The sequence below is a fragment of the Erysipelothrix anatis genome (genome assembly GCF_009828745.1).
GTDB lineage: Bacteria > Bacillota_I > Bacilli_A > Erysipelotrichales > Erysipelotrichaceae > Erysipelothrix > Erysipelothrix anatis.
This window is the reverse complement of the sequence record NZ_WTSX01000005.1, coordinates 1-23,667: the sequence shown is the minus strand read 5'-3', so window position 1 is coordinate 23,667 and position 23,667 is coordinate 1. Positions and strand designations below refer to the sequence as shown.

Here is a 23,667-nt window from a genome sequence, read left to right as displayed (position 1 = left end):
TTTATTAAGCATTTTCTTTATCAAGTGCGGCTTGAGCAAGAATGTTTAAATAGTTCCAAGGGCGGTCAAAATGTGGTTGGAAGAAGAAATCAACATATGCAAGATCTTCAATCGTCATTTTATTTTGAACTGCCAAGGATAATGTGTTTGCTGATTGTGTTACGTCATATTTTGAAATAACTTGACCACCAACAATACGTCCAGTTCCTTTTTCCCAAACAAGTTTCATCATAACTTCTTCAGTTGTAGGCATAAACTCAGGACGGTAGTTATCTTTAACAACTACAGAATCAACTTCAAGACCGAAGTGTGGTGCTGAGTTTACAGTGACTCCAGTTGATCCAATGTTGTAACCAAATAAGTAAAGACCAGAAGTTCCTTGTGTGCCTCGGTATTTTACTTTATTCTCGACGATGTTACGACCTACAAGTGATCCCATACGTACCGCATTTGTTGCAAGGGGAATGTATGCATTTTGTCCATTAGGATTGTAATGAACAGCAACATTGTCACCAGCTGCAAAAATTTCTGGGCGGCTTGTTTGCATGTATTCGTTAACAATAACAGCACCATTTGGTAATGTATCTACTTTACCTTGGATTAATTCATTACTTGGACGGAATCCAACGCAAAGAATGACCATGTCTGCTTCAAATTCGCCTTCTGATGTAACGACTTTATTAACTTTACCGTTTTCATCAGCTTTGAATTCTTGAACAACTTGATTCAATGCTATGTTTACGCCACGTTCTGTAAGGTCTGCTTCTAAAACGTCTGTAAACTCAGGATCAAGATATTTATTTAAAATACGATCAAGACCATCTACAAGTGTTACTTGTTTTCCTGATTCAACAAAAGCTTCAACGAGTTCGATTCCGATGTATCCACCACCGACAACAACGATTCGTTCAGCATCTTCTTTGCGAGCGATGATTTCTTGAGCTTGGTTGTAGTTTTTACATAACAAGATATTTTCAGATTGGATACCAGGGATTGGTGGCGTGATTGGCCATGATCCTGTTGTTAGCACCAATTTGTCATATGACTCAGTAAATGATTCATTTGTAAGCATATTAGTTACACTTACAGTTTTTGTGTCAACATCAATGTTGGTGACATTGTGTTCCATATGTACGTCTGCGCCAAGACCTTTTAATTCTTCTGGATTTGAGTAAAAAAGTTCTTCCGCTTTTTTAACAACGCCTCCAACATAGAGAGCGATACCACATGATAGGAATGATACGTTATCATTTCTTTCGAAGACTTTAACTTCTGCTTGTGGTGCTTCTTTCAAAATTGCTTTAACTGCTGATGTACCCGCGTGTGTACATCCGATTACTACTACTTTCATACATAAACCTCCTATATGTACTTTCCAATTATACGTGAGCAATTTGAGAGAAGATATACTTTAAAAGTGAAAAGTAGTGAAAATCGTTGACAAAAATAACAAGCAAATCTATAATTGTAGTTGCAAAAGATTTGCAACTGGAGGGAATATGAAAAAAATACTGATCATCATAAGCACAATGCTTATGTTAGCAGGGTGTTCAGCGGCACAACAAAGAGCCTCTTTGAATGTCGTTACAAGTTTCTACCCACTTGCAGATTTCGCTACACGAGTGGGTGGAGAGCATGTAAACGTCTATAATATTCTGCCGAGTGGTGCAGATGCTCACAGTTTTGAACCAACACCCAAAGATATGAAAAAAATCTCAGAAGCAGATGTATTTATAGTTCATGGTCTTGGATTTGAAGCTTGGACAGATTCAGTACTCAAAAGTTCGATTGTGAAAAATACGCACGTATTAACAAGCGGTATGTATAGTGAAGTCATCGAACGTGAAGAGATTCACAATGATGAAGGTGAAACGGGACATGAAAGTCATGACCATGACCATGACCACGATCATGGTCCGATGGATCCTCACACTTGGTTAGATCCGCTTAATGCACTCCGTCAGGTTGAGGCAATCAAGGATACTTTTATCGCTCTTGATCCAGTGCATGCTTCGGATTACACAGATAATTTTGAGATACTGAAAAAAGAACTGGAAGACTTAGACAATGCCTACCGAACTGCATTAGGTCCGTATGAGGGGAATACTATTGTTGTTGAGCATGAAGCTTTTGGTTACTTAGCACACGCATATGGATTAGAACAACGTGGCGTTATAAATGGACTTCTTAGTGAAGAACCGACACCTCGACGTCTGCAGCAATCAATTGACTATATTAAGGAAAATAATATTTCTGTATTATATGCGACGCCTTCTGGCTCTTCCAAAACGCTTGATGTTATTCAAAAAGAAACGGGTTCTCACATTTTGGAACTCTATACCTTAGAAAGTTTGACCCGAGCACAGATTGCGGAAGGAGAGAACTATACAACCATTATGTATAAAAACTTAGATTCATTAAAGGACGGATTATCTTATGGAAAATAGATCAGTAATAAAGGTGCGTGACTTATCATTTTCGTATGATAAACGGTCCGTATTAAAAGATGTTAGTTTTGATATCAATCAAGGAGATTTCTTGGCGCTTGTTGGCGCAAATGGATCAGGTAAGTCAACATTGATGAAACTTATGTTGGGTCTTCTAACACCCCAACAAGGTTCGGTTGAAATATTTGGATCCAATATTTTGAACCTCAAAAATTTTGCGTCAATCGGATATGTACCACAAGGTGGCCTGGGTACCGTTTCTAACTTTCCAGCAACTGCTTTGGAGGTTGTATTATTACGAATCAAGGGTGGTAATTTTTTCAATTTTTCAAACAAAAAACGAAAAAAACAGGCGATGGATGCATTACGTCACGTTGGACTTGAATCAAAAGCGAATGATTTAATTTCAAATCTTTCAGGGGGGCAATTGCAACGTGTTCTTATTGCACGTGAACTCATGATGAATCCGGAAATTATGTTTCTTGATGAACCTACAAGTGGATTGGATAGTCAATCGATTGCGACTCTTTTCGAATTGCTCCAACATATTAACGAAAAGCACAATATAACTATAGTAATGGTTACGCATCAATTGGATCAAGAGAACTTACCCATTAATCGTGTACTGACAGTATCCGATTATGATGTGAAGGAGATATAGAATGTTTCAGTATGAATTTATGAGAAATGCCTTTATTATTGGTGGGATTTTGGCAGTTGCTATTCCTTTAATTGGGGTCGTGATTGTATTTAAACACATGTCGATGATTGGGGATGCATTGTCCCATGTGTCTTTGAGCGGTATTGCGTTAGGACTTATTCTAAATGTTAATCCATTAATAGGTGCGATTGTGATGGCGCTGATTGCGACATTAAGTATCCAAATCATTCAAAATCGTTTTGGGAAGTATACTGAGTTAGCGATTGCAGTGATCATGTCTTTTGGGATTGGATTATCAGCAATTTTGATGGGATTTGTAGACAATCCGGCCAATTTCAACAGTTTCCTTTTTGGAAGTATCGTGGCGATAGGCGGAAGTGATAACATTTTGGCTATCATTCTATCAATTGTACTGATAATTGCATCCATTTATTTTTACCGTCAATTCTTCTTTATCGCTTTTGACGAAACTTCTGCACATTTTTCGGGAATTAATGTCAAAAGGACAAACATAATCTTCTTAATTCTAACTGCATTAACAGTATCTGTCGCCTCTAGAATTGTTGGGGCTTTAATTGTTTCCTCTCTGATGGTAATTCCGACTGCAACAGCAATGCAAGTTGGAAAGAGCTATCGTCAAACAATGTACTATGCAATTCTATTCTCGCTTATGTCAGTTTGGGGTGGTCTTGCTGCATCGTACACATTCGATATTGCACCTGGAGGAACCATCGTTATGGCTGGGATTCTGATTTTACTTGCAGTCATCATTCCAACAGCTGTAAAGGATCGACTTAAGTCATAATGACTATGATATACTATAAATATAAGTGTAAATTACAATATGATTTACACTTTTTTTATTAGGAGGTTATCATGAGATTCTCAAGTATTTCACCGATTACATTCAAGATTGCTGTGAAAGGTCATATCTTTAAGCGACATGCTCGCAATTTTTTGGACTCTAATCGTTATGCTAAAACATTTTCCGATGAAACGTTACCTTATAAAATCTATAGTCATAAGTCATTAATAATGAGAAAGCTAGGAAATACAAACCTGCAGCTCCAAGCTAATAAAAAAGTCAACCTTGGCATCGCTGCACCAAAAATCACGAATATTCTAATTCGCCCTCAAGAAACCTTTTCTTTTTGGAGTCTTGTGGGACCACAATCTTCGCGAAGAGGGTATCTTGAGGGTGTGACCATATCAAACGATCGGATATCTCAGGACTATGGCGGCGGCATGTGTCAATTCACCAATTTATTACACTGGATTGTCTTGCACACACCTTTAACAGTTACTGAATATCATTCTCATGATCGATTTGATTTGTTTCCGGATTATAAACGCCAAGTTCCATTTGGAATAGGAACATCTATTTACTACAATTACCTTGATTATTGTTTTAAAAACGAAACAGAAAACACCTATCAATTATGCGTATGGTGTGATGATACGTATTTAAACGGTGAAATCTACTGTTCAAATCCGCTCCCAATGAAATATCACGTCCGATGTGAAAATGAAGTCTTTGTTATGAATGATGGGGTTGTTTACCGAAATAATGAAATTTACCGGGTCATGAATGATAAAACTACAGGAATTCAATTAAAAAGAGAATTACTAAAAAGGAATCATGCACGGGTTATGTACGATTATGATTTAATTCCTGTACCTGTTGAGGGGATGACTAAGGTCGTAGCAATTTAAGACATTATTTCTAATGCGGTAGATAAATGGTAAACAAGGAAACATCCTTGATTAATACCAGTGAATTAGGTATAATTGATTCGATATAAATCGTTGAAGAGGAATAGTAATAACACCCTTTAATTTACAGAAACTTAGGATGATGAGACCTAGGAATTAAACTGTTATGAATTCACCTTGAAGAGAAGCTAATCACTTCCGTGTTGTTTGCGTTAAAAACTTTAGAGATGTATACATTAGTATAAATCAGGATGGTACCGCGCTTGACGTTCCTGGACGTGTGGTACTTTTTTATATTTTAGGAGGAAGTTATGGACTTAAAAGAAATTATGGAAAAAGGTCTTGCAGCAATCGGGCATGCACATTCATTAGAAGCATTGAATGATGTACGTATCGAATATTTAAGCAAAAAAGGCCATCTAACCAAAGTAATGGGAACAATGAAGGATCTCTCAAATGATGAGAAACCACTATTTGGAAAGCGTGTCAATGAAGCTAAAGAAGCGATTGATTCAGCGCTTAAAGCGAAACAACAACAATTGGAATCAGTCCGATTAGACGAAAAAATGAAAGCTGATGCAATTGACGTCACGATGCCCGGAACGCTCTTTAATATTGGAACACAGAATCCAATCATTTCAATTCAACGAGAAATTGAAGAGCTATTCCGTGAGATGGGGTATCAAGTCGTTGAAGGGGATGAGGTTGAATTGGATCTCTACAACTTCGAACGTGCCAATATTCCTCAAGATCACCCAGCTCGTGAGATGCAAGACACTTTTTACATTGATGAACATACGTTACTTCGTACGCATACCACAGCCATTCAAACACGCACCTTGGAAGCATATGCACCTCATGTTCCATTGAAAGTAATTTGTCCTGGAAAAGTTTACCGACGTGATGATGATGACGCAACACACTCCCACCAATTTGTTCAAATTGAAGGACTTGTTGTCGGTCATGGTATTACACTGAGTGACTTAAAAGGAACTTTATCACTATTTGCTAAGCGTATGTTTGGGGAGTCACGTGTGATTCGTTTCCGTCCGTCATACTTCCAGTTTACTGAACCTTCAGTCGAAGTTGACGTATCTTGTCACATTTGTGATGGTAAAGGTTGCAATGTCTGCAAGCAAACGGGTTGGATTGAAATTTTAGGTGCTGGGATGGTTCACCCCCAAGTATTGAAAGATGCTGGTTACACCGATGAAACCCTTACAGGATTTGCATTTGGTGCTGGTGTTGAACGTATTGCCATGCTCAAGTATGGAATCGAAGATATTCGGTCATTCTATATTAACGATAAGCGCTTTATCGAGCAGTTTAAGCGATACGAGTAGGAGGAGTCTATGTTAGTTAGTCGAAAATTATTAGGAAGATATGTAGATATTAAAGGAATTACAACTCAAGAAATTGCAGATACCTTAACAAATGCTGGATTAGAAGTTGAAGGCGTCGATAGTTTACTGCAAGGAACAAAACTTGTGGTGGGTCATGTTCTTGAGTGTGAACCACATCCAGACAGTGACCATTTGAACGTCACTCAAGTTGATTTAGGGACTCATGTCGAGCAAATTGTCTGTGGTGCATCGAATATTGCGAAAGGGCAATACGTTGTTGTTGCGACAGTGGGCGCAGAGCTTAAAGATTTGACAATCAAAGAAACTAAAATTCGCGGCGTCGAATCAAAAGGAATGATTTGTTCTTTAACTGAGTTAGGCGTTGCAGAAAAATTCCTCACAGACGAACAAAAAGAAGGCATCGTTGTTTTACCAGAAGCAAAACCAGGGAGTAACCCAGCAGTAGCATTGGGCTTGGACGATGAGATTATGGATGTCTCACAAACACCAAATCGCTCAGATTTCTTATCTATGTTTGCGATAGCACACGAAGTGAGTGCACTCTTTAAACGTCCATTGACATTACCAACTTTTGAAAATGCTGCATCCGATGGTGCACCAACAAATCTAAAAATCACATCATACACAGAGAAAAGTCCATTATTTTTGGGTAAAGTTATCAATAGCGTCACAATAGGCCAATCTCCAGACTGGATTCGTGAAGCACTGATTGGTTCTGGCATTAAGCCAATCAATAACGTTGTTGATATTTCAAACCTTGTTATGTTAGAAACAGGTCAACCACTTCATTTCTATGACATTGATTTCTTAGCGAATCAAGATTTATCCGTTCGTGATGATATTGAAGGAAGTTACGAAGCCCTTGACGATAAAACCTACACATTGAACAAAGGTGACCTCGTAATTATGAATGGCGATACACCAGTTGGAATTGCCGGCATCATGGGACTTGGAAATTCAATGATTCAGGATAACTCACGAAGGATTGTGATTGAAGCAGCTCGTTTTAATCATGTTTCAGTACGAAAAACGGCAACTCGAATTGGTGTAAACACAGACGCTTCAGCACGTTTCACGAAAGCAATGGATCCTTTATCAGCACACCAAGCAATGGACCGCGCAGTTCAACTCTTAATTGAATATGCTAGTGCAACCGAAATTGAAGCAACAGTTCAATATGGATCTATTTCCTACGAACCAAAACAAGTATCCATTACAGTTGACCGGATCAATGCTTACCTTGGAACGCATTTAACGGAAGATGTTGTGATGGATGTATTTGAACGTCTCTATTTCGCACCGACGGTTACGGATGGTGTTATTACATGTACTGCACCTTCATTTAGAAACGATATCGAAATTGAAGTAGACTTAATCGAAGAAGTCATCCGCGTTGTTGGATACGATGTTCTTGAAGAGACATTACCGCTTATGGATTTAACATTGGGTAACTTGACACCATTCCAAAGAAATATTCGATTAATTGAATCAGTGATGTTAGGGTTTGGAGCCTATCAAACCAACACCTATACTTTAGTTGAAAAAGCGATGACTGAGGGGTTCGAAAGTCTTGGTGAACCTGTTGGTCTTATGAGTCCAATGAGTGATAAACGTGCATATCTGCGAACCCAATTATTCCCATCAATGCTGGAAGTAGTTGCTTATAACAATGCACATAAAGTGTCTGATGGTCTTTATTTCGAACATAGTGCAATTACAGCAAAAGATAAAACATCATACCGACTTGCAATAATTGGGCAAGGAAAAGTGTTCAGTGAAAACTGGACAAAGTCGTCAGTGGATATTGACTTCTTTAACGTAAAAGGAATGTTGATGTCGTTACTTGATAAACTCGGCTTTAGCGAAAAACGTATCGGCTTTAATACAGATACTGTGGATACATCTGTTTTACATCCTTACAAATCTGCGGAAATTACCTTGAACCGACAACATCTTGGTGTGATCGGTCAGGTGCATCCAACACTTGCAGCTGAACATGACCTCAAAGATGTTATGTATGTTGAAATTGATTTGGACTTCCTGCTCAATCAAAAGCGTGGTCAAATTAAAGCCGCACCTGTTGCGAAATATCCAATTGTTACCCGAGATCTTGCAATCTTATGTGAGAAGTCTGTTAAAGTTAGCGACTTGAGTGCATCAATTGAGAAAGCATCTCGTCGTTACCTTGTTGGATTAAATGTATTTGATGTGTTTACATCTGAAAAACTTGGTGACAAGCAATCCATTGCATTTAAATTATCAATGGGTCAAAACCGTACTTTATCGGTTGAAGAAGTTCAAGAAGTAATGGATGCCATTACGCAAGAACTTGTATCAAAATATAATGTAGAAATTCGTTAACATAGACACTAGAGGAGGAAAATTTATGGGACGCGCATTTGAAGTTCGAAAAGCATCCATGGCGAAAACGAACGCAGCTAAAACAAAAGTTTATTCACGCTATGGAAAAGAGATTTATATGGCTGCGAAGGCAGGGGTTCCTGACCCGGAAATGAACGTTGGCTTGAAACGTATTATTGATGAAGCCCGTGCAAAACAAGTTCCTGCTGATGTCATTAAACGTGCTATTGAAAAAGCTAAAGGTGGATCAGAAGAAAGCTATCATGCAGTAACGTATGAAGGATTTGGACCTGGAGCTTCAACCTTTATTGTTGAATGTTTGACGGATAACGATAACCGTACTGTCAGTGAGGTGCGAAACTGCTTCACAAAATCCAAAGGTAAAATGGGCGTCAGTGGTAGTGTAATGCATGGTTATGACCATGTCGGCATTCTTTCATTTGAATACGATAACGACGAAGCGATTATGGAAGTCTTACTCGAAAATGATGTTGATCTTCAAGATATCGAACTGGAAGAAGGCTCTATTACAGTAACAGTAGATACTGCTAGCCTACATAAAGCAAAAGAAGCAATCGAAACATTATTACCAGACGTGACGTTTGATTTTCTTGAAATCACATTCTTACCACATGAATATGTAGCGGTTGATGAAGAAGATCAAGCCAATTTTGAAAAACTCATTAATATGCTTGATGAAGTTGAAGATGTTCAAAATGTCTTCCATAATGCGCAACTTTAAGATGAAAATTGTGTGGTAAATAATCACCATACTTGAGACTTCTTAACAAACCCCTTATAATTTAAATATGAAAAGGGGGTATACATATGGAAAATATTGTAGATAAAGCAAAAGAACTTTTAGAAAAAACAAAAGATCAAGCAAGCGAAACCACCGACGAACTTAAAGATAAAGCCAGTGATGTAGCTGAAGATCTTAAAGAAAAAGCAGATGAACTAGCCGATAAAGCTGGAAAAACTGCTGAAAATCTAAAAGACAAAGCTGAAGATGTCGTTGAAGACATCAAAGAAAAGTTTAATAAATAAAAAACGCCATCAGGCGTTTTTTTATGTGTGGGTGTGTAAATGAAATCGGTGTATGATATGATAAAGAAAACGGAGGGATTGCGATGTTTGACTATCTAAATGTTTCAGATAATGTTTCGCTATTTTACATGAAGCACTTGGTTCCAAATCCACGTGGGACTATTGTGATGTGTCACGGATTTACAAATCATAGTGGAGATTATGAACATTATATCAAAATGCTAAATGCCGAGAACTATTCAGTGTACAGTTATGATATGCGTGGTCATGGAAAAACATCTTCAGAACTGGGAGATCTTGATCACTATCAGACGTATATCAATGATTTACATGTCATGGTTCGCATGGCTTTAAGAGAAAACCTACACATACCATTATTTACACTTGGGTTTAGCATGGGAGGGTTGGTTTCGGCTATGTTTGGCGTTCAGTATCCGAATACTCTTAGTGGGCAACTCTTTCTAGGTCCTGCAGTTGGTTATGTTGCTGCAGTCGAAGGGAATTTGAAATATTTAACGTCTTTAGGTGGCAAAATTGCCCCAAATCTATGGGTTGAATTTAAGGGTGATACAATAAGTCTGAATGACCCGCGCAAAAAAGAGACCCTTGAGGATAACTTTGTTTTCACGAGCAAAAATCCATTGCAACGAAAATACTACACGATGCGATTTGTTAATACGGTATTTGTTGCGGCGCCTAATTATCTTTTAGATGTACTTCAAGATTATCGTTATCCATGCTTTATTATGCATGGCGCATTGGATAAAACAGTCCATCCAAGTGTTGGGAAACACTTTTATGATACGATTTCGTCGAAAGACAAGTCGTGGAAGTTGTACGAAGGTATGCACCATGTCCTCTATGATGAGCCTGATGGTGATACTGTAATCATGGATTCAATTGCGTGGCTCAACGCAAGGACATCTTTTCAAAAATAAAACTGTCAGAGAACTGACAGTTTTTTTCTTATAATTCTTCGAGTTTTTTAGGGAAGTGTATGCGTCCCAAACGAATCATCCATTTATAGCATACAAATGCAAAGACAACGATCATCACCGTTATTAAAGGTGCAGATATAATAAGCTCAGTATTTAAGATAATAAAGACGCTAATAATCGATAGCCCCATCATGACAAACATTGGGACAACGGCCATAAAGTTGTTCTTAACGGCTTGTTGTTCATTTTCCCAATTCAGTTTTGGTGCGTATACGTCAGTCACCATTGCGATTGTATTCTCACAGACAGTAGCAAGTACTGCGGCAATCATATAACCTATAAATGATAAGACTGGGACTCTAACAATAATAAGTCCGACCACCCCGATTAGAAGTGGAACGATAACCATCGTTAGTGTACCAAGTAATATTTTTGCTTGGAGTAGCGTTTCAAACGGTATCGGCATGACTGAGAAGCTAAGCATTGAGCGTCCTTCTCTAGAGAATGCGGTGGAAGATATTGTTCCCATCGCACTCATGAAAAATGCGATTAAGAATCCTCCGATAAAGAAAATCATGAGGAGTTGCATACTGTCAACTTGTTTGAAGAAGTCTGCAACCATTGGTAAACCACCCATAATTTCCACCAACCCACCACTGAGCAATATTGGAAGGAACATAAAGAGAGGCATGATTAATACAATTAAGAAGTAATTCATCATGTATGTTGGTGTTCGTAAAATATTTTTAAAATCGTATTCCAGTATAGCTCGGCGTTGTGATTTTGAAATGCTTTCACTGTAGGTTTCGGAATGTGACATTTTACGTTTTTTGGCTGTACCTTCACTGATACCGATAGCACCTTTAAAATACATAAATTGTGTTAAGAAAATAATTGCAATCGTACTTACGATCGAAATAACAATTCCTATTATAATTGACAATAAAGACGTATTCACGATACCTCTTGCCAAGAAATCGCTGCTTGGGAAGATGCCACTTAAGAGATTAATAAGTGCGTTATCACCAGATTGTAGCGATAGGAGCATTTGCTCGATATTGAAGGATGACTCTGGATCAGCAATTTGAATTGCAAATATAAAGAAGAATACCATCGCAAATCCAATGAACATGGATATATAGGTAAATACATCTTTATTCTTAAAGAAAGGAATAAATGTAAAGAGAATAATGATAATTCCGACTGACAATGCGACCGGTAAAAGTGGTAAGAAGAGATTCGCAAGGATGTAAAATGGAATGAAGGACCATCCCGGATTCACAACAACAAAGTATGCGATTCCAAATGGAATCGTAAACATTGCCATTTGTTCAACCATAAGGACAAACGTTGTCAGCAATTTCGCACTTACAATCTCAAGTGGTCGTATCGGCATAACGAGTAGCCGCTCTATATCTTTAGAAAAATAGAATACAGTGGGTGTAAAGATAATTCCCATTAGTAATAGATAAACAGATACTCCAATAAATAACATTTGGATCGCAAGGCCAGGTTGACCGACTGCATTGAGTGCAGCAATTAATTGGTATGAGAAGAATCCGACAATTCCGAAGATATACAGATAGAGAATTCCGAATAGGACTTTACGCCCTACAGAGGACATACGCTTGTTTTTCTTCTTTTTACGTTGACTGAGGCCAGATTTCATAATCTGATCGCGAGATGTTTTAAGGAGCACTCGAGTCAAGGTGATGATGCGACTTATCATTTGGTAAGCTCCAAGAAGATTTCTTCAAGTGAAAGTTCATCATACTGAGCTTTCAAGTCTTCAAGAATACCGGTATAGACGATTTTTCCATGATTAATGATTGCAATGCGATCACATAGTTTTTCTGCAACCTCTAGGACGTGTGTCGAAAAGAAGACTGATTTTTGTTGATTAGCGCGCTCACGCATTAATTGCTTGAGAACATATGAAGATTGAGGGTCGAGTCCTGTAAGTGGTTCATCTAAAATCAACAGGTATGGATCATGAATTAAGACACCCATAACCATCATTTTTTGACGCATTCCATGTGAATACGAATCAATCCGATCACCGAGTGCCTCCTCCATTTTTAATAATTCAGAATAATGGCGAATTCGTTCTTGACGTAACTGCGTATCGACTCCGTACATATCAGCGACAAAGTTTAAATACTCAATGCCTTTCAATTTTAAGAAAGCATTTGGATCATCAGATACATATCCAAATTGTTGTTTTGCATGGATGGGATCACTGAAGATATTGTAACCATTGATCTCGATATTCCCTGAATCCGGTGCAAGAATCCCTGTAAGCATTTTAATGGTTGTTGTTTTCCCAGCACCATTTGGTCCGATAAATCCAACAATTTCCCCTGGTTGGATTGTTAATGTTAAATCATCAACGGCTTTGTGATCTCCGCTGTAAGTCTTTGATACATTTTGAATAGCAATCATAAACTTCTCCTTTTAGTGTGTGACTACACTAACACAATAGCACGACAGTACAAAAAAAGCAACGAAATCGTTGCTTACATCCATGTTATTTTTCGTTCAGTATGGCTCATAATACGCTTGATATTTTCGCGATGTCTAACAACGACAATGACGGAAATAATGGCGCTAGCCAACGTTACACGAATATCAGGTTGTGTTAATGCAATAATCAATGCTCCAGCAGGAACTGCAATGATTGATGAGAGCGAAACAATCTTTGTAATATAAAGTAATAAGACAAAAATCGCGAGTGGTAATACAAAGTGCAATAACACATTATGTGTTATTAATATGGAAACACTTAAATAAAATCCCATAGCAGTTGAAACGGCTTTTCCACCTTTGAAATTTGCGAAAACAGGGAAACAATGACCGATTGTTGCAAAGAAGCCTGCAAAAATCATTGCATCAGGAGCAATAAAATACGTAATCACCATTGCTATTGCAGCTTTCAATACATCGAAGATAATGACGAAAATCCCAGCTTTTTTACCTAACGTACGACCAGCATTGGTCCCACCAAGATTTCCGGATCCGTGTTGGCGTATATCTGTTTTATAGAAAACTTTTCCAATAACTAATGCAAATGGAATGGATCCTAAGAGATAACCAATCAAGGATGCAATAAAATAATTCATAAGTTCACCTCAAATTGTTTGAATACCAAATAATTATACACTATTTGGTAGTTTTGAAGCAAAAGAATTAGTGATAACTTCAATTCTTTGAAAAGCGTGTTATAATTACGCTTGAAAAGGAGTTGGGGTAACTTGAGTAAACAAGATTATTCAGCATCAAGTATTGAAATACTTGAGGGGCTTGAAGCCGTTCGTAAGCGTCCCGGGATGTATATCGGATCTACAGATCAACGTGGTCTACATCATTTAGTTTGGGAAATTATGGATAATGCGATAGACGAAGCGCTTAACGGTTATGGTAAGTCTATTAAAATAGTGATTGAAGATGATATGACACTTTCAGTACGTGATGAAGGACGTGGAATGCCAATAGAACTCCATAAAAGTGGAGTTAGCGCACTTCAGGTTATTTTTACTGTGCTGCATGCAGGTGGAAAATTTTCTGCTGAAGGAGGCTATAAAACGAGTGGAGGGCTTCACGGTGTTGGAGCATCTGTCGTTAATGCCTTAAGTGAAGAAGTAGAAGTCAAAGTGTACCGTAAAGATGGTACTTATAAAATGAATTTTAGTAATGGTGGTAAAGCCGCAACAGAACTTGAACAGATTTCTGAACGCGGGCCAATTGGAAGTTACGTACGTTTCAAAGCGGATCCACTAATTTTTAAAAATAGTAAGTTTAATTTCGACACCATTTGCGAGCGTGTTCAAGAGAGTGCGTTTCTTTTGCAAGGCATTCGTTTTACCGTTGTCGATGAACGCATCGATGAGACGCGTGACTTTGAGTACGAAGACGGACTCAATGCATTCATGGCATATGTTCATGAAGATACTGAAGTCTTAAGTGAAGTTATTACATTGACTGGAAAGTCTGAATCCATCGATGTGAAAATTGCATTACAATACAATGAAGGCTATAACGAAGATACATACTCTTATGTAAACTTAGTGCGTACTCATGATGGTGGAACTCACGTAGCAGGTTTTCGTAGTGGTTTTACCAAGGTTATTAACGAATATGCGCGTAAACACAATATTCTAAAAGAAAAAGATAAGAATTTTGAGGGTGGAGACATTCGTGAAGGTTTATCGACGATTATTTCAGTAGGAATTCCTGAAGATATTTTACAATTCGAGGGCCAGACAAAAGGGAAACTAGGAACGCCCGTCGCACGGGTTGTGGTTGATTCAATTATAACTGAACAACTGCCATACTATTTAGATACTCATCATGAAGAAGCCATGAAGATTATTCAAAAAATCCAAAAAGCGACTCATGCCCGCCAGGCAGCGCGGAAAGCTCGAGAACAAGCCCGTTCAGGGAAGAAAAACCGTATCGAACGCTTGTTGTCAGGTAAACTTGCGAATGCTCAAACGCGAAACAAGAATAAAAACGAACTTTTCCTTGTAGAGGGTGACTCTGCTGGTGGAAGTGCTAAACAAGGTCGTGACAGTAAGTTTCAGGCAATTCTACCGTTACGTGGTAAAGTATTGAATACACAAAAAGCAAAGTTTGATGATATTTTGAAAAACGAAGAGTTGAACACGATTATTCATACAATTGGTGCTGGTGTTGGGAAAGAATTTGATGTTGATGACAGCAACTACCGCAAAATCATTATTATGACCGATGCGGATACTGATGGTGCGCACATACAGGTGCTATTGTTAACTTTCTTCTTTAGACATATGCGTCCGCTTGTTGAAGCAGGGTATGTTTACATCGCTCAACCGCCATTGTATCGTGTAAAATCGGGAAAAAATCTCCATTACTGCTATAGTGATGAAGAACTTGATAGTTACCGTGAAAAATATGGCAAAATTGAAATTCAACGTTATAAAGGACTTGGTGAAATGAACGCTGATCAACTATGGGAAACTACAATGGATCCTTCGACGCGATCACTTATTCAAGTTCAAATTGACGACTTTTTAGCTGCTGATAAACGTGTGTCAGTCCTCATGGGAGATAAAGTTGATCCACGCCGTGACTGGATTGAAAAGAATGTCGCGTTTACATTGGAGGAGGAACAAAATGTCGCATGATACAATAATTCAATTACCAATTGAAGACATAGTTGGTGAACGTTTTGGTCGTTATTCCAAGTATATTATTCAAGAACGGGCACTTCCAGATGTTCGTGACGGATTAAAACCAGTTCAACGTCGAATACTATATGCGATGCATCATGATCGTAACCATTTTGACAAAGCATACCGTAAGTCTGCGAAGACAGTTGGACTCGTAATTGGTAACTATCATCCTCATGGTGACAGATCGGTCTATGATGCCATGGTTCGGATGTCGCAAGATTGGAAATACAACATGCCTTTGATCGATATGCAAGGAAACAACGGGAGTATTGATGATGACCCTGCAGCGGCGATGCGATATACCGAAGCACGTCTGAGCAAAATATCTCATTCGTTGTTAGAGAATATTGATGAAGATGTTGTTCCGTTTGTATTGAACTTTGATGATACAGAATGGGAACCGTCCGTATTACCTGCTCGTTATCCAAACTTATTGATCAATGGATCTACTGGAATTGCTGCGGGTTATGCAACGAATATTCCGCCATTCAATTTAAAAGAAGTTATGGATGCAGCAATTTTCCGTCTACACAATCCTGAAAGCAATGTCGATGATATCATGACATTTATCCAAGGACCTGACTTTCCGACGGGAGCAATTATTCAAGGAAAAGAAGGCATTCGTGATATTTTAACTAAAGGTCGCGGTCGAGTTGTCGTTCGTGCAAAAACAGAAATTGTCGAAAACAAGACAATGAAGCAAATTGTAATTACGGAATTACCTTATGAAGTTATTAAGTCCAATGTCGTTAAAAAGATAGATGAACTTCGTTTTACGAAAGCAAATCAAGGATTTGGCGACGTTATGGATGTTCGTGACGAATCAGACCGAAATGGCTTGCGAATTGTTATCGATTGTAAACGCGACGCAGATGCTGAAAGCATTCTAAATCTCTTCTACAAACAGACAGAACTACAAGTTTACTATAATGCGAATATGGTTGCGATTGTTGATCAACGTCCGCAAGTCTGTGGTGTACTCGAAATTCTTGATGCGTATCTAGAATTTCGTCAAGAAATTGTCCTGAATCGAAGTAAGCACCGCTATGCACAAAAAGAAAAACGAATCCATATTCTCGAAGGACTCATGAAAGCGACATCGATATTAGATGAAATTATCGCAATTATTCGTGCTTCCAATAACCGTGGGGAGTCACGCGATAACATTATGGAAGCGTTTGGATTTACTCATGAGCAAGCAAGTGCAATCGTTGATTTACAACTTTACCGTTTATCATCAACTGATATCAATGCGTTACGCGATGAATTTGCGAAACTTGCGAATGAAATGGATTATCTAGAGACGGTTATCAAACACAAAGAAATGTTAAATAGCCTCATCATTAAAGAATTCCAAGAAGTTCGTGACACGTTTGAAGTGCCACGCCGTTCTGTTATTGAAAATGAAATTTCTAACCTGGAAGTTGACCATTTAAGTTTGATTTCAAATGAACAAGTAATGCTCACACTTACACGAAATGGATATCTCAAACGCGTTTCACTTCGTTCTTATGGATCCAGCCAGAAAGAAATCTTTGCACTTAACGAAGATGATCGTATCGTCTTGAGTAGTGAAGTTGAAACAACGGATTATCTTGTTTATACGACAACAAAGGGCCGATATGGTATCCTTCTTGTTCATGAAATTGAAGAAGCACGTTGGCGCGATATTGGATCACATATGACGCAATATATGAAACTGGATCCTGAAGAGAAAATAATTAGTGCATTTACACTTAAATCGTTTGACACACACATGTTTGTTGTAACCACGAGTGCGCAAGGTATGATTAAGAAAACCGCAATCGCTGATTTGGAAGTTAAGCGCACTAATAGACTTTATGACATCATGAAGCTGGGTAAAGATGATGTTCTCATTGATACTTCGATTGCCTACGAACATGACCATCTCATGATTGTAACGCGATTGGGTCAATTAATTCGCATTGATTTGGCTGATGTAAATCCAATTGGTGTTCGAGCTAAAGGTGTGATTGGAATTAAAGTTCGAGTGGGGGATCGTGCTGTTGCTGCAGGGATTTTCCATGATGAAACAGAAGTTGTGATCATGTCTGAACGCGGTCAATTCAAACGTATGAAACAAGATGAGATTCCAGTTCATAATCGAGCAACACTTGGCTCAAGTATTATGAAAACTGTTAAGAGTAATCCTCATTACGTTCAAGATGTTGTAATTGCTAAACTACAAGATGATATTTTCATCTATAACGACCATCTCGCAATTGTATTGGTGAAAGATGTTCCACTAATGGGTGTTGATGCAACATTCTCAAACGTAACCTCAGAAGCAGGATTCACAATCTTGCATCCACGAATTCACGTTCCAGTTGTTGCAATCCCACAAAATGCGGAAATAACGCATACTGAACCTTTGAAGTTTGATATATAATTCTGTATAATTGTTAGGTGATATAACCAAGCAAATACAACCAACATCTGGTGGTAATATCCACCAGATGTTTCTTTTTAAGGAGGCTTTATGATCAATCGTTATTCAAGACCTGAAATGCGACGTTTATTTGAAGATTCGGCTCGTTTCGACGCATGGCTTGAAGTTGAGCTATGTGCTGCGGAAGCATTTTCTGAAATGGGAGTTATTCCGCGTGACGATGTGAAAGTGCTGCGTGAACAAGCGCGCTTTGATATTAACCGAATTTACGAAATTGAACAAGAAACACGACACGATGTGGTTGCATTTACGCGTGCCGTTAGTGAGTCGCTCGGTGTTGAAAAACGATGGATTCATTATGGGTTAACAAGTACTGATGTTGTCGACACAGCGTATGGTTACATTTATAAGCAAGCGAATGAAATTCTTGAACAAGGAATCGTAACACTTCTTGAGTCATTAAGACTCCAAGCAATAAAATATAAAGACGTTCCAACAATCGGTCGTACCCACGGCGTCCATGCGGATATAACGAGTTTTGGTCTTAAGTTTGCATTATGGTATGACGAGATGAATCGTCAACTTGATCGCTTTCGCCATGCTCGAAAAGATATTGAAGCTGGGAAAATATCTGGCGCAGTTGGAAATTTTGCCAATACGCCACCATTCGTTCAAGATTATGTGTGTGAAAAACTTGGCATTACGTCAACGCATATTTCGACACAGGTGCTCCAACGTGATCGCCACGCTTATTACATGTCAACACTTGCGCTTATTGCGACATCCATCGAGAAGATGGCGACCGAAATTCGCCACTTACAACGTACAGAAGTTCGTGAGGCTGAAGAGTATTTTAATCCAGGTCAGAAGGGTTCATCCGCAATGCCACATAAACGAAACCCAATCGGTAGCGAAAATATGAGTGGCTGTGCACGCGTAATTCGTGGCTATATGACAACCGCCTTTGAAAATGTTGCACTTTGGCATGAGCGTGATATTTCACATTCAAGTGCCGAACGCATTATTTTCCCAGATGCAATAATGTTACTCGATTACATGCTTGTTCGCTTTAACCGTATCGTTAGCAATCTTGTTGTCTATGAAGAAGTGATGATGAAGAATATTCATCTAACGCATGGTGTCATTTTTGCACAACGTGTGATGACGACTCTCATTGAAACAGGAGGCATGAGTCGAGAAGGGGCATATGATTTTATTCAGCCACTCTCGATGCGCGCGTTCAATTCATCTGAACATTTCAAAAATGTCCTCTTAGAGGATAAAAGAATTTTAGATTACATGGATCTTCAAACATTGGAATCATGTTTCGATGTCGCATACTTCTTACGCGAAGTCGATACAATATATGAAAGGGTAAATATAAATGGAAATTAAAAAATGCATGGGATGTGGTAGCGAACTACAGATAGCACATGCGGATCAACGTGGTTATGCACGGTCGATGGATCACGACTATTGTCAATCATGCTTTAGGCTGAAACACTACCGTGATTTTAAACGAGTTAAAGCACGTGTTGATGATGGAGCAACGCTCGAATTTATTGATGGCTTCAAAGGTAATATTTTTTGGGTGTTGGATATCATGCACCTGAACCAAAGTATTCATACAGGATTATTGCGCTCACTCCGTGGTAAAAAAGTCGTACTTGTCGTGAATAAACGTGATTTACTACCAAAATCAGTATCAAATACTAAAATTGAGCATGCAATTATGCGTGCACTCCGTGACGAACCTGTATCAGTTATGGAAATAGTCTATGTTTCTGCTCTTAAACGAGAAACACTTGAACCACTGCTTCCATATATCGAAAACGATGAAACAGCGTTTGTGGGTTGTGTGAATGCAGGTAAATCATCACTACTCAACGCACTTCTTGGAAATCAGAACTTATCGGTATCTCCTGTTGCATCTACGACCGCAGATGTTGTTCGCATCGAAACAGGGCTTGGAGATGTTATTGATACACCAGGATTAAGTAATGAGACAGAACTTGTCGATAAAATCTCTGATGATACCTTAGTGTCATTGTCCCCACAAAAAACGATTAAGCCAACGGTTTTCCAAATTTATGAAAAGCAAACGATTCTCTTTGGTAATTTGGGAGCAATCACCATTACGCCAAAGTCAACCGTCAACATCATTTCTTATTTACCGCTAACCTTAAAACGAATTAAACCAGAACGTTTGGATGCAAACTTAGCTCTAGAACACGAGTTCATGATTGAAAATCCAGAATATCGTCTTCGTAACTGGCCTCAGCTTGAAGACAAAATTGATATGGAAATCTATGACCTTGGATTCGTAAGCATTCAAGGCGAAACAGTGGCTGTCGAGACATACTTTGATAAGTCTGCTGTAATCACAATTAGAAAGGCAATGATTTAATGTTAAACAAAGATCAATTAAAAGAATTACGTCGTTTATCACACAATGAAAACGCAATCGTATCCGTAGGGAAGAATGGTATGACACCAACACTTCTCGAAAGTTTTGAATCCGCATTACTTGCACACAACCTTGTTAAGGTATCGATTCAAAAAAACTCAGACATTACCAAAGAAGCACTCATCGAAGAAATTGAAGATCGTTTTGGTGCAACAACTGTCAGCAAAGTAGGGCGTGTTGTTGTCTTCTACCGCTATAGCGTAAAAGGCCGTATTAAAGTTTGAAACATGTCATTTTATTTGGAGGGAGCTTTGATCCCATCCACTATGGTCATCTTGAGATAGCCAAAGCTGCTCTTGTATCACGTAATGCCGATGAGTTATGGTTTATTCCAACGAAACGAAGTCCGTTTAAAAATGATAGTACATCGTTTGACGATAGGAAACATATGATTGAGATGATGATTTCGGGACATAAAAAAATGTCCGTAAATTCTGTCGAATCGATGTTGCCAGAACCTTCATATTCGATTGATACTGTCAGTGAATTAAGAAAGCAGTTCCCTGATTACACGTTTGATTGGTTGATTGGTTCAGACCAACTTCCAAGAATGCATGAATGGAAACAATTTGATGTGCTTAAAGACAGTGTGCAATTTATTGTATACAATCGAGGAACCGAACATTTAACAACCGATTATCCAATAATCTCTGGGAGCGTCTTTCCATACAGTTCGACTGAGATTCGTGAAGGGAAATCGATGGCTACCAAACCATCAATATTGCGATACATGACGGAACAAAGTTTGTATATGCAAACACTAAACAGAGCCAATCTCACACCCTATCGGGCAGAGCATGTGTTCCGAGTTGTCGCCTTAGCTCAAGAGTTAGCGCGTGCACATAACGTTGATTATGAAGCAGTTACTTTAGCTGCGTATGCACACGATTTAAAAAAAGAGACAGATAAAGAAGATTTAAAAATGACCATGCAAGCAAAAGCACCGCAGCACGAAGTGTTACATCCAGCGTTCTATCATGCATTTGCTGCAAAATACCTACTCACACGGAAGTACTACATCAAAAACAAGCATGTTCTTCAGGCAATTGAAGGTCATGTTGATGGTCATAGTACGAATCCAGTGGGGATGATTCTCTACATAGCAGACAAGTGTGAGCGTGGTCGTTCGTGGGACAGCGAACCCTTTATTAAGCTCGCAAAACAAGATTTACGAAAAGGATTCAAAGCGTTACGAAAGTATCAACGTGAATTTGAACAAGCGAAAGGAAATTTAAAATGAAAGAATTAAAAGATTTAATTGTGGCGACGTTAGATGAACGTAAAGCCAACGATATAAAAGTTGTGGATTTTGAAAATGGAAACCCATTGGTAGATTACTTTGTTATAGCAGATGCAGCAAGTCATCGCCAAATTAAGGCACTTGCAGACCATGTTGTCGATGCAATAGAAAAAGCAGGATACAAAATTAAAACGGTTGAGAGTGAGCGAGAATCATCATGGATTCTCATTGATGCATATGATGTGGTTGCACATATTTTCTTAACTGAAGATCGTGCTCACTATAATTTAGAGAAACTATATCAGGATCTTATTAAATGAAAAGCTACTACGATGCACTCTTCTATGATCCAGAAGGGGCAAAACGCTACTACGACTTTGTAAACAAGCATGCAGTCGGACCGCGTGTCATTGAGTTTGCGTGTGGAACTGGGGATATCATGAAGATGTTAAGCCCTGATTTTGAAGTTGTGGGTGTCGATATAGATCCTGATATGATTGAAATTGCTCACCAAAAATATCCTGAGTTAAAGGACGTCACCACAGTTGGTGATTTCCTTGATTACACGCCTGAAGCACCCTTCGATACAGCTTTCTGTATTGGCGATAGTACCAACTACATTCTAACACCAGAAGATCTCGAACAATTTATTGAAACAATGAGTAATACTTCAAACCATTTAATCGTTGATTGTCATCACCCCCATAGACTTAATGAGTTCGCGGATGATTATTATGAAGAAGGCTCAACCGATACATTTGACTATGCATACCAAATTGAAGTCAATGAAGAACACTTGGTTCATGTCATCAATTTCTTGGACGGAACGTTTGATGCTATTTACCAATGGGTTTTTGATCCAAAACTCTTAATTGATGGATTCGAAAAACGTGGTTATAAAGTAACTGTGTACACAGATTATATTCATGAAGGTTTCTTACCTGAAGGTGAAAAAATTGTCTTAGTTGCAACAAAGGAGACACTATGATTCTCATAATTGGTGCAATGATTGAAGAAGTGTCGGCGCTGACACATAAAATGAAAAATGTTCATGAACAGACAGTGCAAGGGGTTAATGTATGGGAAGGGTTGCTATCTGATCAAACCGTTACCGTTGCTTTGAGTGGTGTAGGGAAGGTTAATGCAGCGTATACTGCATCGGTCCTTATTCATGCTTTAAAACCTGAAGTTGTCATAAACATCGGAAGTGCCGGAGGATTGCAAAAAGGTCAAAATATTGGGGATGTTGTTGTAGCTGAAAAGCTTCAGTATCATGATCTCGATATCGGGCCTACAACCCATGAAGATCCTCGATTTATCTTTTATTCAGATGAAAAACTGATGACGAAAGCTACAGAAACACTTAAAACATTAGAAATGCCATACCATCAAGGTTTAATTGTTACTGGTGATCAATTCATTACGAAGCATCAGCCACAATTTAATGTTATCCAACAAACATTTCCACACGCAATTTGTGTTGAGATGGAAGCGGCTGCGATTGCAGCAGTATGTGCACGTTCGAAAACACCGTTTATTGTTTTACGTAGCTTAAGTGATGTAACATTTATTGAGGGAAATGAAATATCCTTCGATGAATACTTACCGATTGCCAGTGCAAATTCCGCAAACATTTGTGAATTATTTGTTCAAAATCTATAATTAAAAACCTTCTGGTAATCGGAACTGACCTAGTTCCTTGGGACTCAAGAAAAAACCAAGTTAGGATGAAGCCAACCGATAATTAACGGGAGACTGATATCCTAGCTTTTCTTGTATTCGATTTTCATTGTAATATTTTAAATAGTC

The 23,667-nt window shown here is 38.5% G+C and carries 23 protein-coding genes and 1 other annotated feature; of the genes, 18 read left to right on the top strand and 5 right to left on the bottom strand.

What is annotated here, in order from left to right; all coding sequences use genetic code 11:
- Positions 1–4: 4 nt before the first annotated feature.
- Complete coding sequence (locus GVV19_RS04770) at positions 5–1,351, bottom strand: FAD-dependent oxidoreductase (RefSeq protein ID WP_159641396.1); 1,347 nt, start codon at positions 1,349–1,351, stop codon at positions 5–7.
- 148 nt (positions 1,352–1,499) lie between these two features.
- Between GVV19_RS04770 and GVV19_RS04765 the strand changes: the two genes are divergently transcribed.
- From GVV19_RS04765 to GVV19_RS04725, 9 genes are all read left to right on the top strand, one after another.
- A complete protein-coding gene (locus GVV19_RS04765; RefSeq protein ID WP_159646088.1) occupies positions 1,500–2,447 on the top strand; it encodes a metal ABC transporter substrate-binding protein in 948 nt (315 codons plus the stop codon).
- Positions 2,437–3,108 (top strand): metal ABC transporter ATP-binding protein, encoded by a 672-nt coding sequence (locus GVV19_RS04760; protein WP_159645930.1) that lies wholly within the window; start codon positions 2,437–2,439, stop codon positions 3,106–3,108. Before GVV19_RS04765 ends, GVV19_RS04760 begins: the two co-directional genes overlap by 11 nt.
- Position 3,109: 1 nt before the next feature.
- On the top strand, positions 3,110–3,913 hold the full coding sequence (locus GVV19_RS04755; RefSeq protein WP_159645927.1) for a metal ABC transporter permease: 804 nt from the start codon (positions 3,110–3,112) through the stop codon (positions 3,911–3,913).
- A 71-nt stretch (positions 3,914–3,984) separates the two neighbouring features.
- Positions 3,985–4,821, top strand: coding sequence for a VanW family protein (locus tag GVV19_RS04750; protein ID WP_159645924.1), 837 nt, complete (start codon positions 3,985–3,987; stop codon positions 4,819–4,821).
- A gap of 84 nt (positions 4,822–4,905) precedes the next feature.
- Positions 4,906–5,098: a binding site (T-box leader), on the top strand.
- Between the two features lie 34 nt (positions 5,099–5,132).
- Positions 5,133–6,164 (top strand): phenylalanine--tRNA ligase subunit alpha, encoded by a 1,032-nt coding sequence (gene pheS, locus GVV19_RS04745; protein WP_159641392.1) that lies wholly within the window; start codon positions 5,133–5,135, stop codon positions 6,162–6,164.
- Positions 6,165–6,173: 9 nt separating this feature from the next.
- Entirely contained in the window at positions 6,174–8,546 is a 2,373-nt protein-coding gene (gene pheT, locus GVV19_RS04740) for a phenylalanine--tRNA ligase subunit beta (protein ID WP_159645921.1), read from the top strand.
- Positions 8,547–8,571: 25 nt separating this feature from the next.
- Positions 8,572–9,288, top strand: coding sequence for a YebC/PmpR family DNA-binding transcriptional regulator (locus GVV19_RS04735; protein ID WP_159645918.1), 717 nt, complete (start codon positions 8,572–8,574; stop codon positions 9,286–9,288).
- 86 nt (positions 9,289–9,374) lie between these two features.
- Positions 9,375–9,593 carry a YtxH domain-containing protein gene (locus GVV19_RS04730; RefSeq protein WP_159645915.1) on the top strand — a complete coding sequence of 73 codons (219 nt, stop codon included), beginning with the start codon at positions 9,375–9,377 and terminating at the stop codon, positions 9,591–9,593.
- Between the two features lie 83 nt (positions 9,594–9,676).
- Complete coding sequence (locus tag GVV19_RS04725; protein ID WP_159641389.1) at positions 9,677–10,531, top strand: alpha/beta fold hydrolase; 855 nt, start codon at positions 9,677–9,679, stop codon at positions 10,529–10,531.
- Positions 10,532–10,559: 28 nt separating this feature from the next.
- Here the strand turns inward: GVV19_RS04725 and GVV19_RS04720 are convergent, their stop codons facing one another.
- The 3 genes from GVV19_RS04720 to plsY form a co-directional block, all read right to left on the bottom strand.
- Positions 10,560–12,260, bottom strand: coding sequence for an ABC transporter permease (locus tag GVV19_RS04720; RefSeq protein WP_159645912.1), 1,701 nt, complete (start codon positions 12,258–12,260; stop codon positions 10,560–10,562).
- Entirely contained in the window at positions 12,257–12,973 is a 717-nt protein-coding gene (locus GVV19_RS04715; protein WP_159641387.1) for an ABC transporter ATP-binding protein, read from the bottom strand. Before GVV19_RS04715 ends, GVV19_RS04720 begins: the two co-directional genes overlap by 4 nt.
- Before the next feature lie 74 nt (positions 12,974–13,047).
- A complete protein-coding gene (gene plsY, locus GVV19_RS04710; protein ID WP_159636387.1) occupies positions 13,048–13,650 on the bottom strand; it encodes a glycerol-3-phosphate 1-O-acyltransferase PlsY in 603 nt (200 codons plus the stop codon).
- Positions 13,651–13,782: 132 nt separating this feature from the next.
- Between plsY and parE the strand changes: the two genes are divergently transcribed.
- The 9 genes from parE (at position 13,783) to GVV19_RS04665 (ending at position 23,520) form a co-directional block, all read left to right on the top strand.
- Positions 13,783–15,693, top strand: a complete 1,911-nt coding sequence (gene parE, locus GVV19_RS04705; protein WP_159645909.1) for a DNA topoisomerase IV subunit B — start codon at positions 13,783–13,785, stop codon at positions 15,691–15,693.
- A complete protein-coding gene (gene parC / locus GVV19_RS04700; RefSeq protein ID WP_159645906.1) occupies positions 15,683–18,151 on the top strand; it encodes a DNA topoisomerase IV subunit A in 2,469 nt (822 codons plus the stop codon). The genes parE and parC overlap by 11 nt, the downstream gene beginning before the upstream one ends.
- 90 nt (positions 18,152–18,241) lie before the next feature.
- Entirely contained in the window at positions 18,242–19,546 is a 1,305-nt protein-coding gene (purB, locus tag GVV19_RS04695; RefSeq protein ID WP_159641383.1) for an adenylosuccinate lyase, read from the top strand.
- Positions 19,536–20,558 carry a GTPase RsgA gene (gene rsgA / locus GVV19_RS04690; RefSeq protein WP_159645903.1) on the top strand — a complete coding sequence of 341 codons (1,023 nt, stop codon included), beginning with the start codon at positions 19,536–19,538 and terminating at the stop codon, positions 20,556–20,558. The genes purB and rsgA overlap by 11 nt, the downstream gene beginning before the upstream one ends.
- Positions 20,558–20,842 carry a YhbY family RNA-binding protein gene (locus GVV19_RS04685; protein ID WP_159636377.1) on the top strand — a complete coding sequence of 95 codons (285 nt, stop codon included), beginning with the start codon at positions 20,558–20,560 and terminating at the stop codon, positions 20,840–20,842. Before rsgA ends, GVV19_RS04685 begins: the two co-directional genes overlap by 1 nt.
- Complete coding sequence (nadD, locus tag GVV19_RS04680) at positions 20,839–21,858, top strand: nicotinate (nicotinamide) nucleotide adenylyltransferase (protein WP_159645900.1); 1,020 nt, start codon at positions 20,839–20,841, stop codon at positions 21,856–21,858. Before GVV19_RS04685 ends, nadD begins: the two co-directional genes overlap by 4 nt.
- A complete protein-coding gene (rsfS, locus tag GVV19_RS04675) occupies positions 21,855–22,178 on the top strand; it encodes a ribosome silencing factor (protein ID WP_159636373.1) in 324 nt (107 codons plus the stop codon). Before nadD ends, rsfS begins: the two co-directional genes overlap by 4 nt.
- Positions 22,175–22,846: a class I SAM-dependent methyltransferase gene (locus GVV19_RS04670; RefSeq protein WP_159645897.1), complete on the top strand. Its 672-nt coding sequence runs from the start codon at positions 22,175–22,177 to the stop codon at positions 22,844–22,846. The genes rsfS and GVV19_RS04670 overlap by 4 nt, the downstream gene beginning before the upstream one ends.
- On the top strand, positions 22,843–23,520 hold the full coding sequence (locus GVV19_RS04665; protein WP_159645894.1) for a 5'-methylthioadenosine/adenosylhomocysteine nucleosidase: 678 nt from the start codon (positions 22,843–22,845) through the stop codon (positions 23,518–23,520). Before GVV19_RS04670 ends, GVV19_RS04665 begins: the two co-directional genes overlap by 4 nt.
- Before the next feature lie 60 nt (positions 23,521–23,580).
- Here GVV19_RS04665 and GVV19_RS04660 read toward each other — a convergent pair.
- Positions 23,581–23,667: IS3 family transposase (locus GVV19_RS04660; protein ID WP_159638028.1), on the bottom strand; the 87-nt coding region annotated here is incomplete at its 5' end.

What these genes read in the sequence shown, in the direction of transcription:
- GVV19_RS04770 (WP_159641396.1), bottom strand. Translation starts at nt 1,351, where the DNA reads ATGAAAGTAGTAGTAATCGGATGTACACACGCGGGTACATCAGCAGTT.
- GVV19_RS04755 (WP_159645927.1), top strand. Translation starts at nt 3,110, where the DNA reads ATGTTTCAGTATGAATTTATGAGAAATGCCTTTATTATTGGTGGGATT.
- parC (WP_159645906.1), top strand. Translation starts at nt 15,683, where the DNA reads ATGTCGCATGATACAATAATTCAATTACCAATTGAAGACATAGTTGGT.
- pheS (WP_159641392.1), top strand. Translation starts at nt 5,133, where the DNA reads ATGGACTTAAAAGAAATTATGGAAAAAGGTCTTGCAGCAATCGGGCAT.
- rsgA (WP_159645903.1), top strand. Translation starts at nt 19,536, where the DNA reads ATGGAAATTAAAAAATGCATGGGATGTGGTAGCGAACTACAGATAGCA.
- GVV19_RS04685 (WP_159636377.1), top strand. Translation starts at nt 20,558, where the DNA reads ATGTTAAACAAAGATCAATTAAAAGAATTACGTCGTTTATCACACAAT.
- pheT (WP_159645921.1), top strand. Translation starts at nt 6,174, where the DNA reads ATGTTAGTTAGTCGAAAATTATTAGGAAGATATGTAGATATTAAAGGA.
- rsfS (WP_159636373.1), top strand. Translation starts at nt 21,855, where the DNA reads ATGAAAGAATTAAAAGATTTAATTGTGGCGACGTTAGATGAACGTAAA.
- GVV19_RS04760 (WP_159645930.1), top strand. Translation starts at nt 2,437, where the DNA reads ATGGAAAATAGATCAGTAATAAAGGTGCGTGACTTATCATTTTCGTAT.
- GVV19_RS04765 (WP_159646088.1), top strand. Translation starts at nt 1,500, where the DNA reads ATGAAAAAAATACTGATCATCATAAGCACAATGCTTATGTTAGCAGGG.
- GVV19_RS04715 (WP_159641387.1), bottom strand. Translation starts at nt 12,973, where the DNA reads ATGATTGCTATTCAAAATGTATCAAAGACTTACAGCGGAGATCACAAA.
- GVV19_RS04730 (WP_159645915.1), top strand. Translation starts at nt 9,375, where the DNA reads ATGGAAAATATTGTAGATAAAGCAAAAGAACTTTTAGAAAAAACAAAA.
- plsY (WP_159636387.1), bottom strand. Translation starts at nt 13,650, where the DNA reads ATGAATTATTTTATTGCATCCTTGATTGGTTATCTCTTAGGATCCATT.
- purB (WP_159641383.1), top strand. Translation starts at nt 18,242, where the DNA reads ATGATCAATCGTTATTCAAGACCTGAAATGCGACGTTTATTTGAAGAT.
- GVV19_RS04735 (WP_159645918.1), top strand. Translation starts at nt 8,572, where the DNA reads ATGGGACGCGCATTTGAAGTTCGAAAAGCATCCATGGCGAAAACGAAC.
- GVV19_RS04665 (WP_159645894.1), top strand. Translation starts at nt 22,843, where the DNA reads ATGATTCTCATAATTGGTGCAATGATTGAAGAAGTGTCGGCGCTGACA.
- GVV19_RS04750 (WP_159645924.1), top strand. Translation starts at nt 3,985, where the DNA reads ATGAGATTCTCAAGTATTTCACCGATTACATTCAAGATTGCTGTGAAA.
- GVV19_RS04670 (WP_159645897.1), top strand. Translation starts at nt 22,175, where the DNA reads ATGAAAAGCTACTACGATGCACTCTTCTATGATCCAGAAGGGGCAAAA.
- GVV19_RS04720 (WP_159645912.1), bottom strand. Translation starts at nt 12,260, where the DNA reads ATGATAAGTCGCATCATCACCTTGACTCGAGTGCTCCTTAAAACATCT.
- GVV19_RS04725 (WP_159641389.1), top strand. Translation starts at nt 9,677, where the DNA reads ATGTTTGACTATCTAAATGTTTCAGATAATGTTTCGCTATTTTACATG.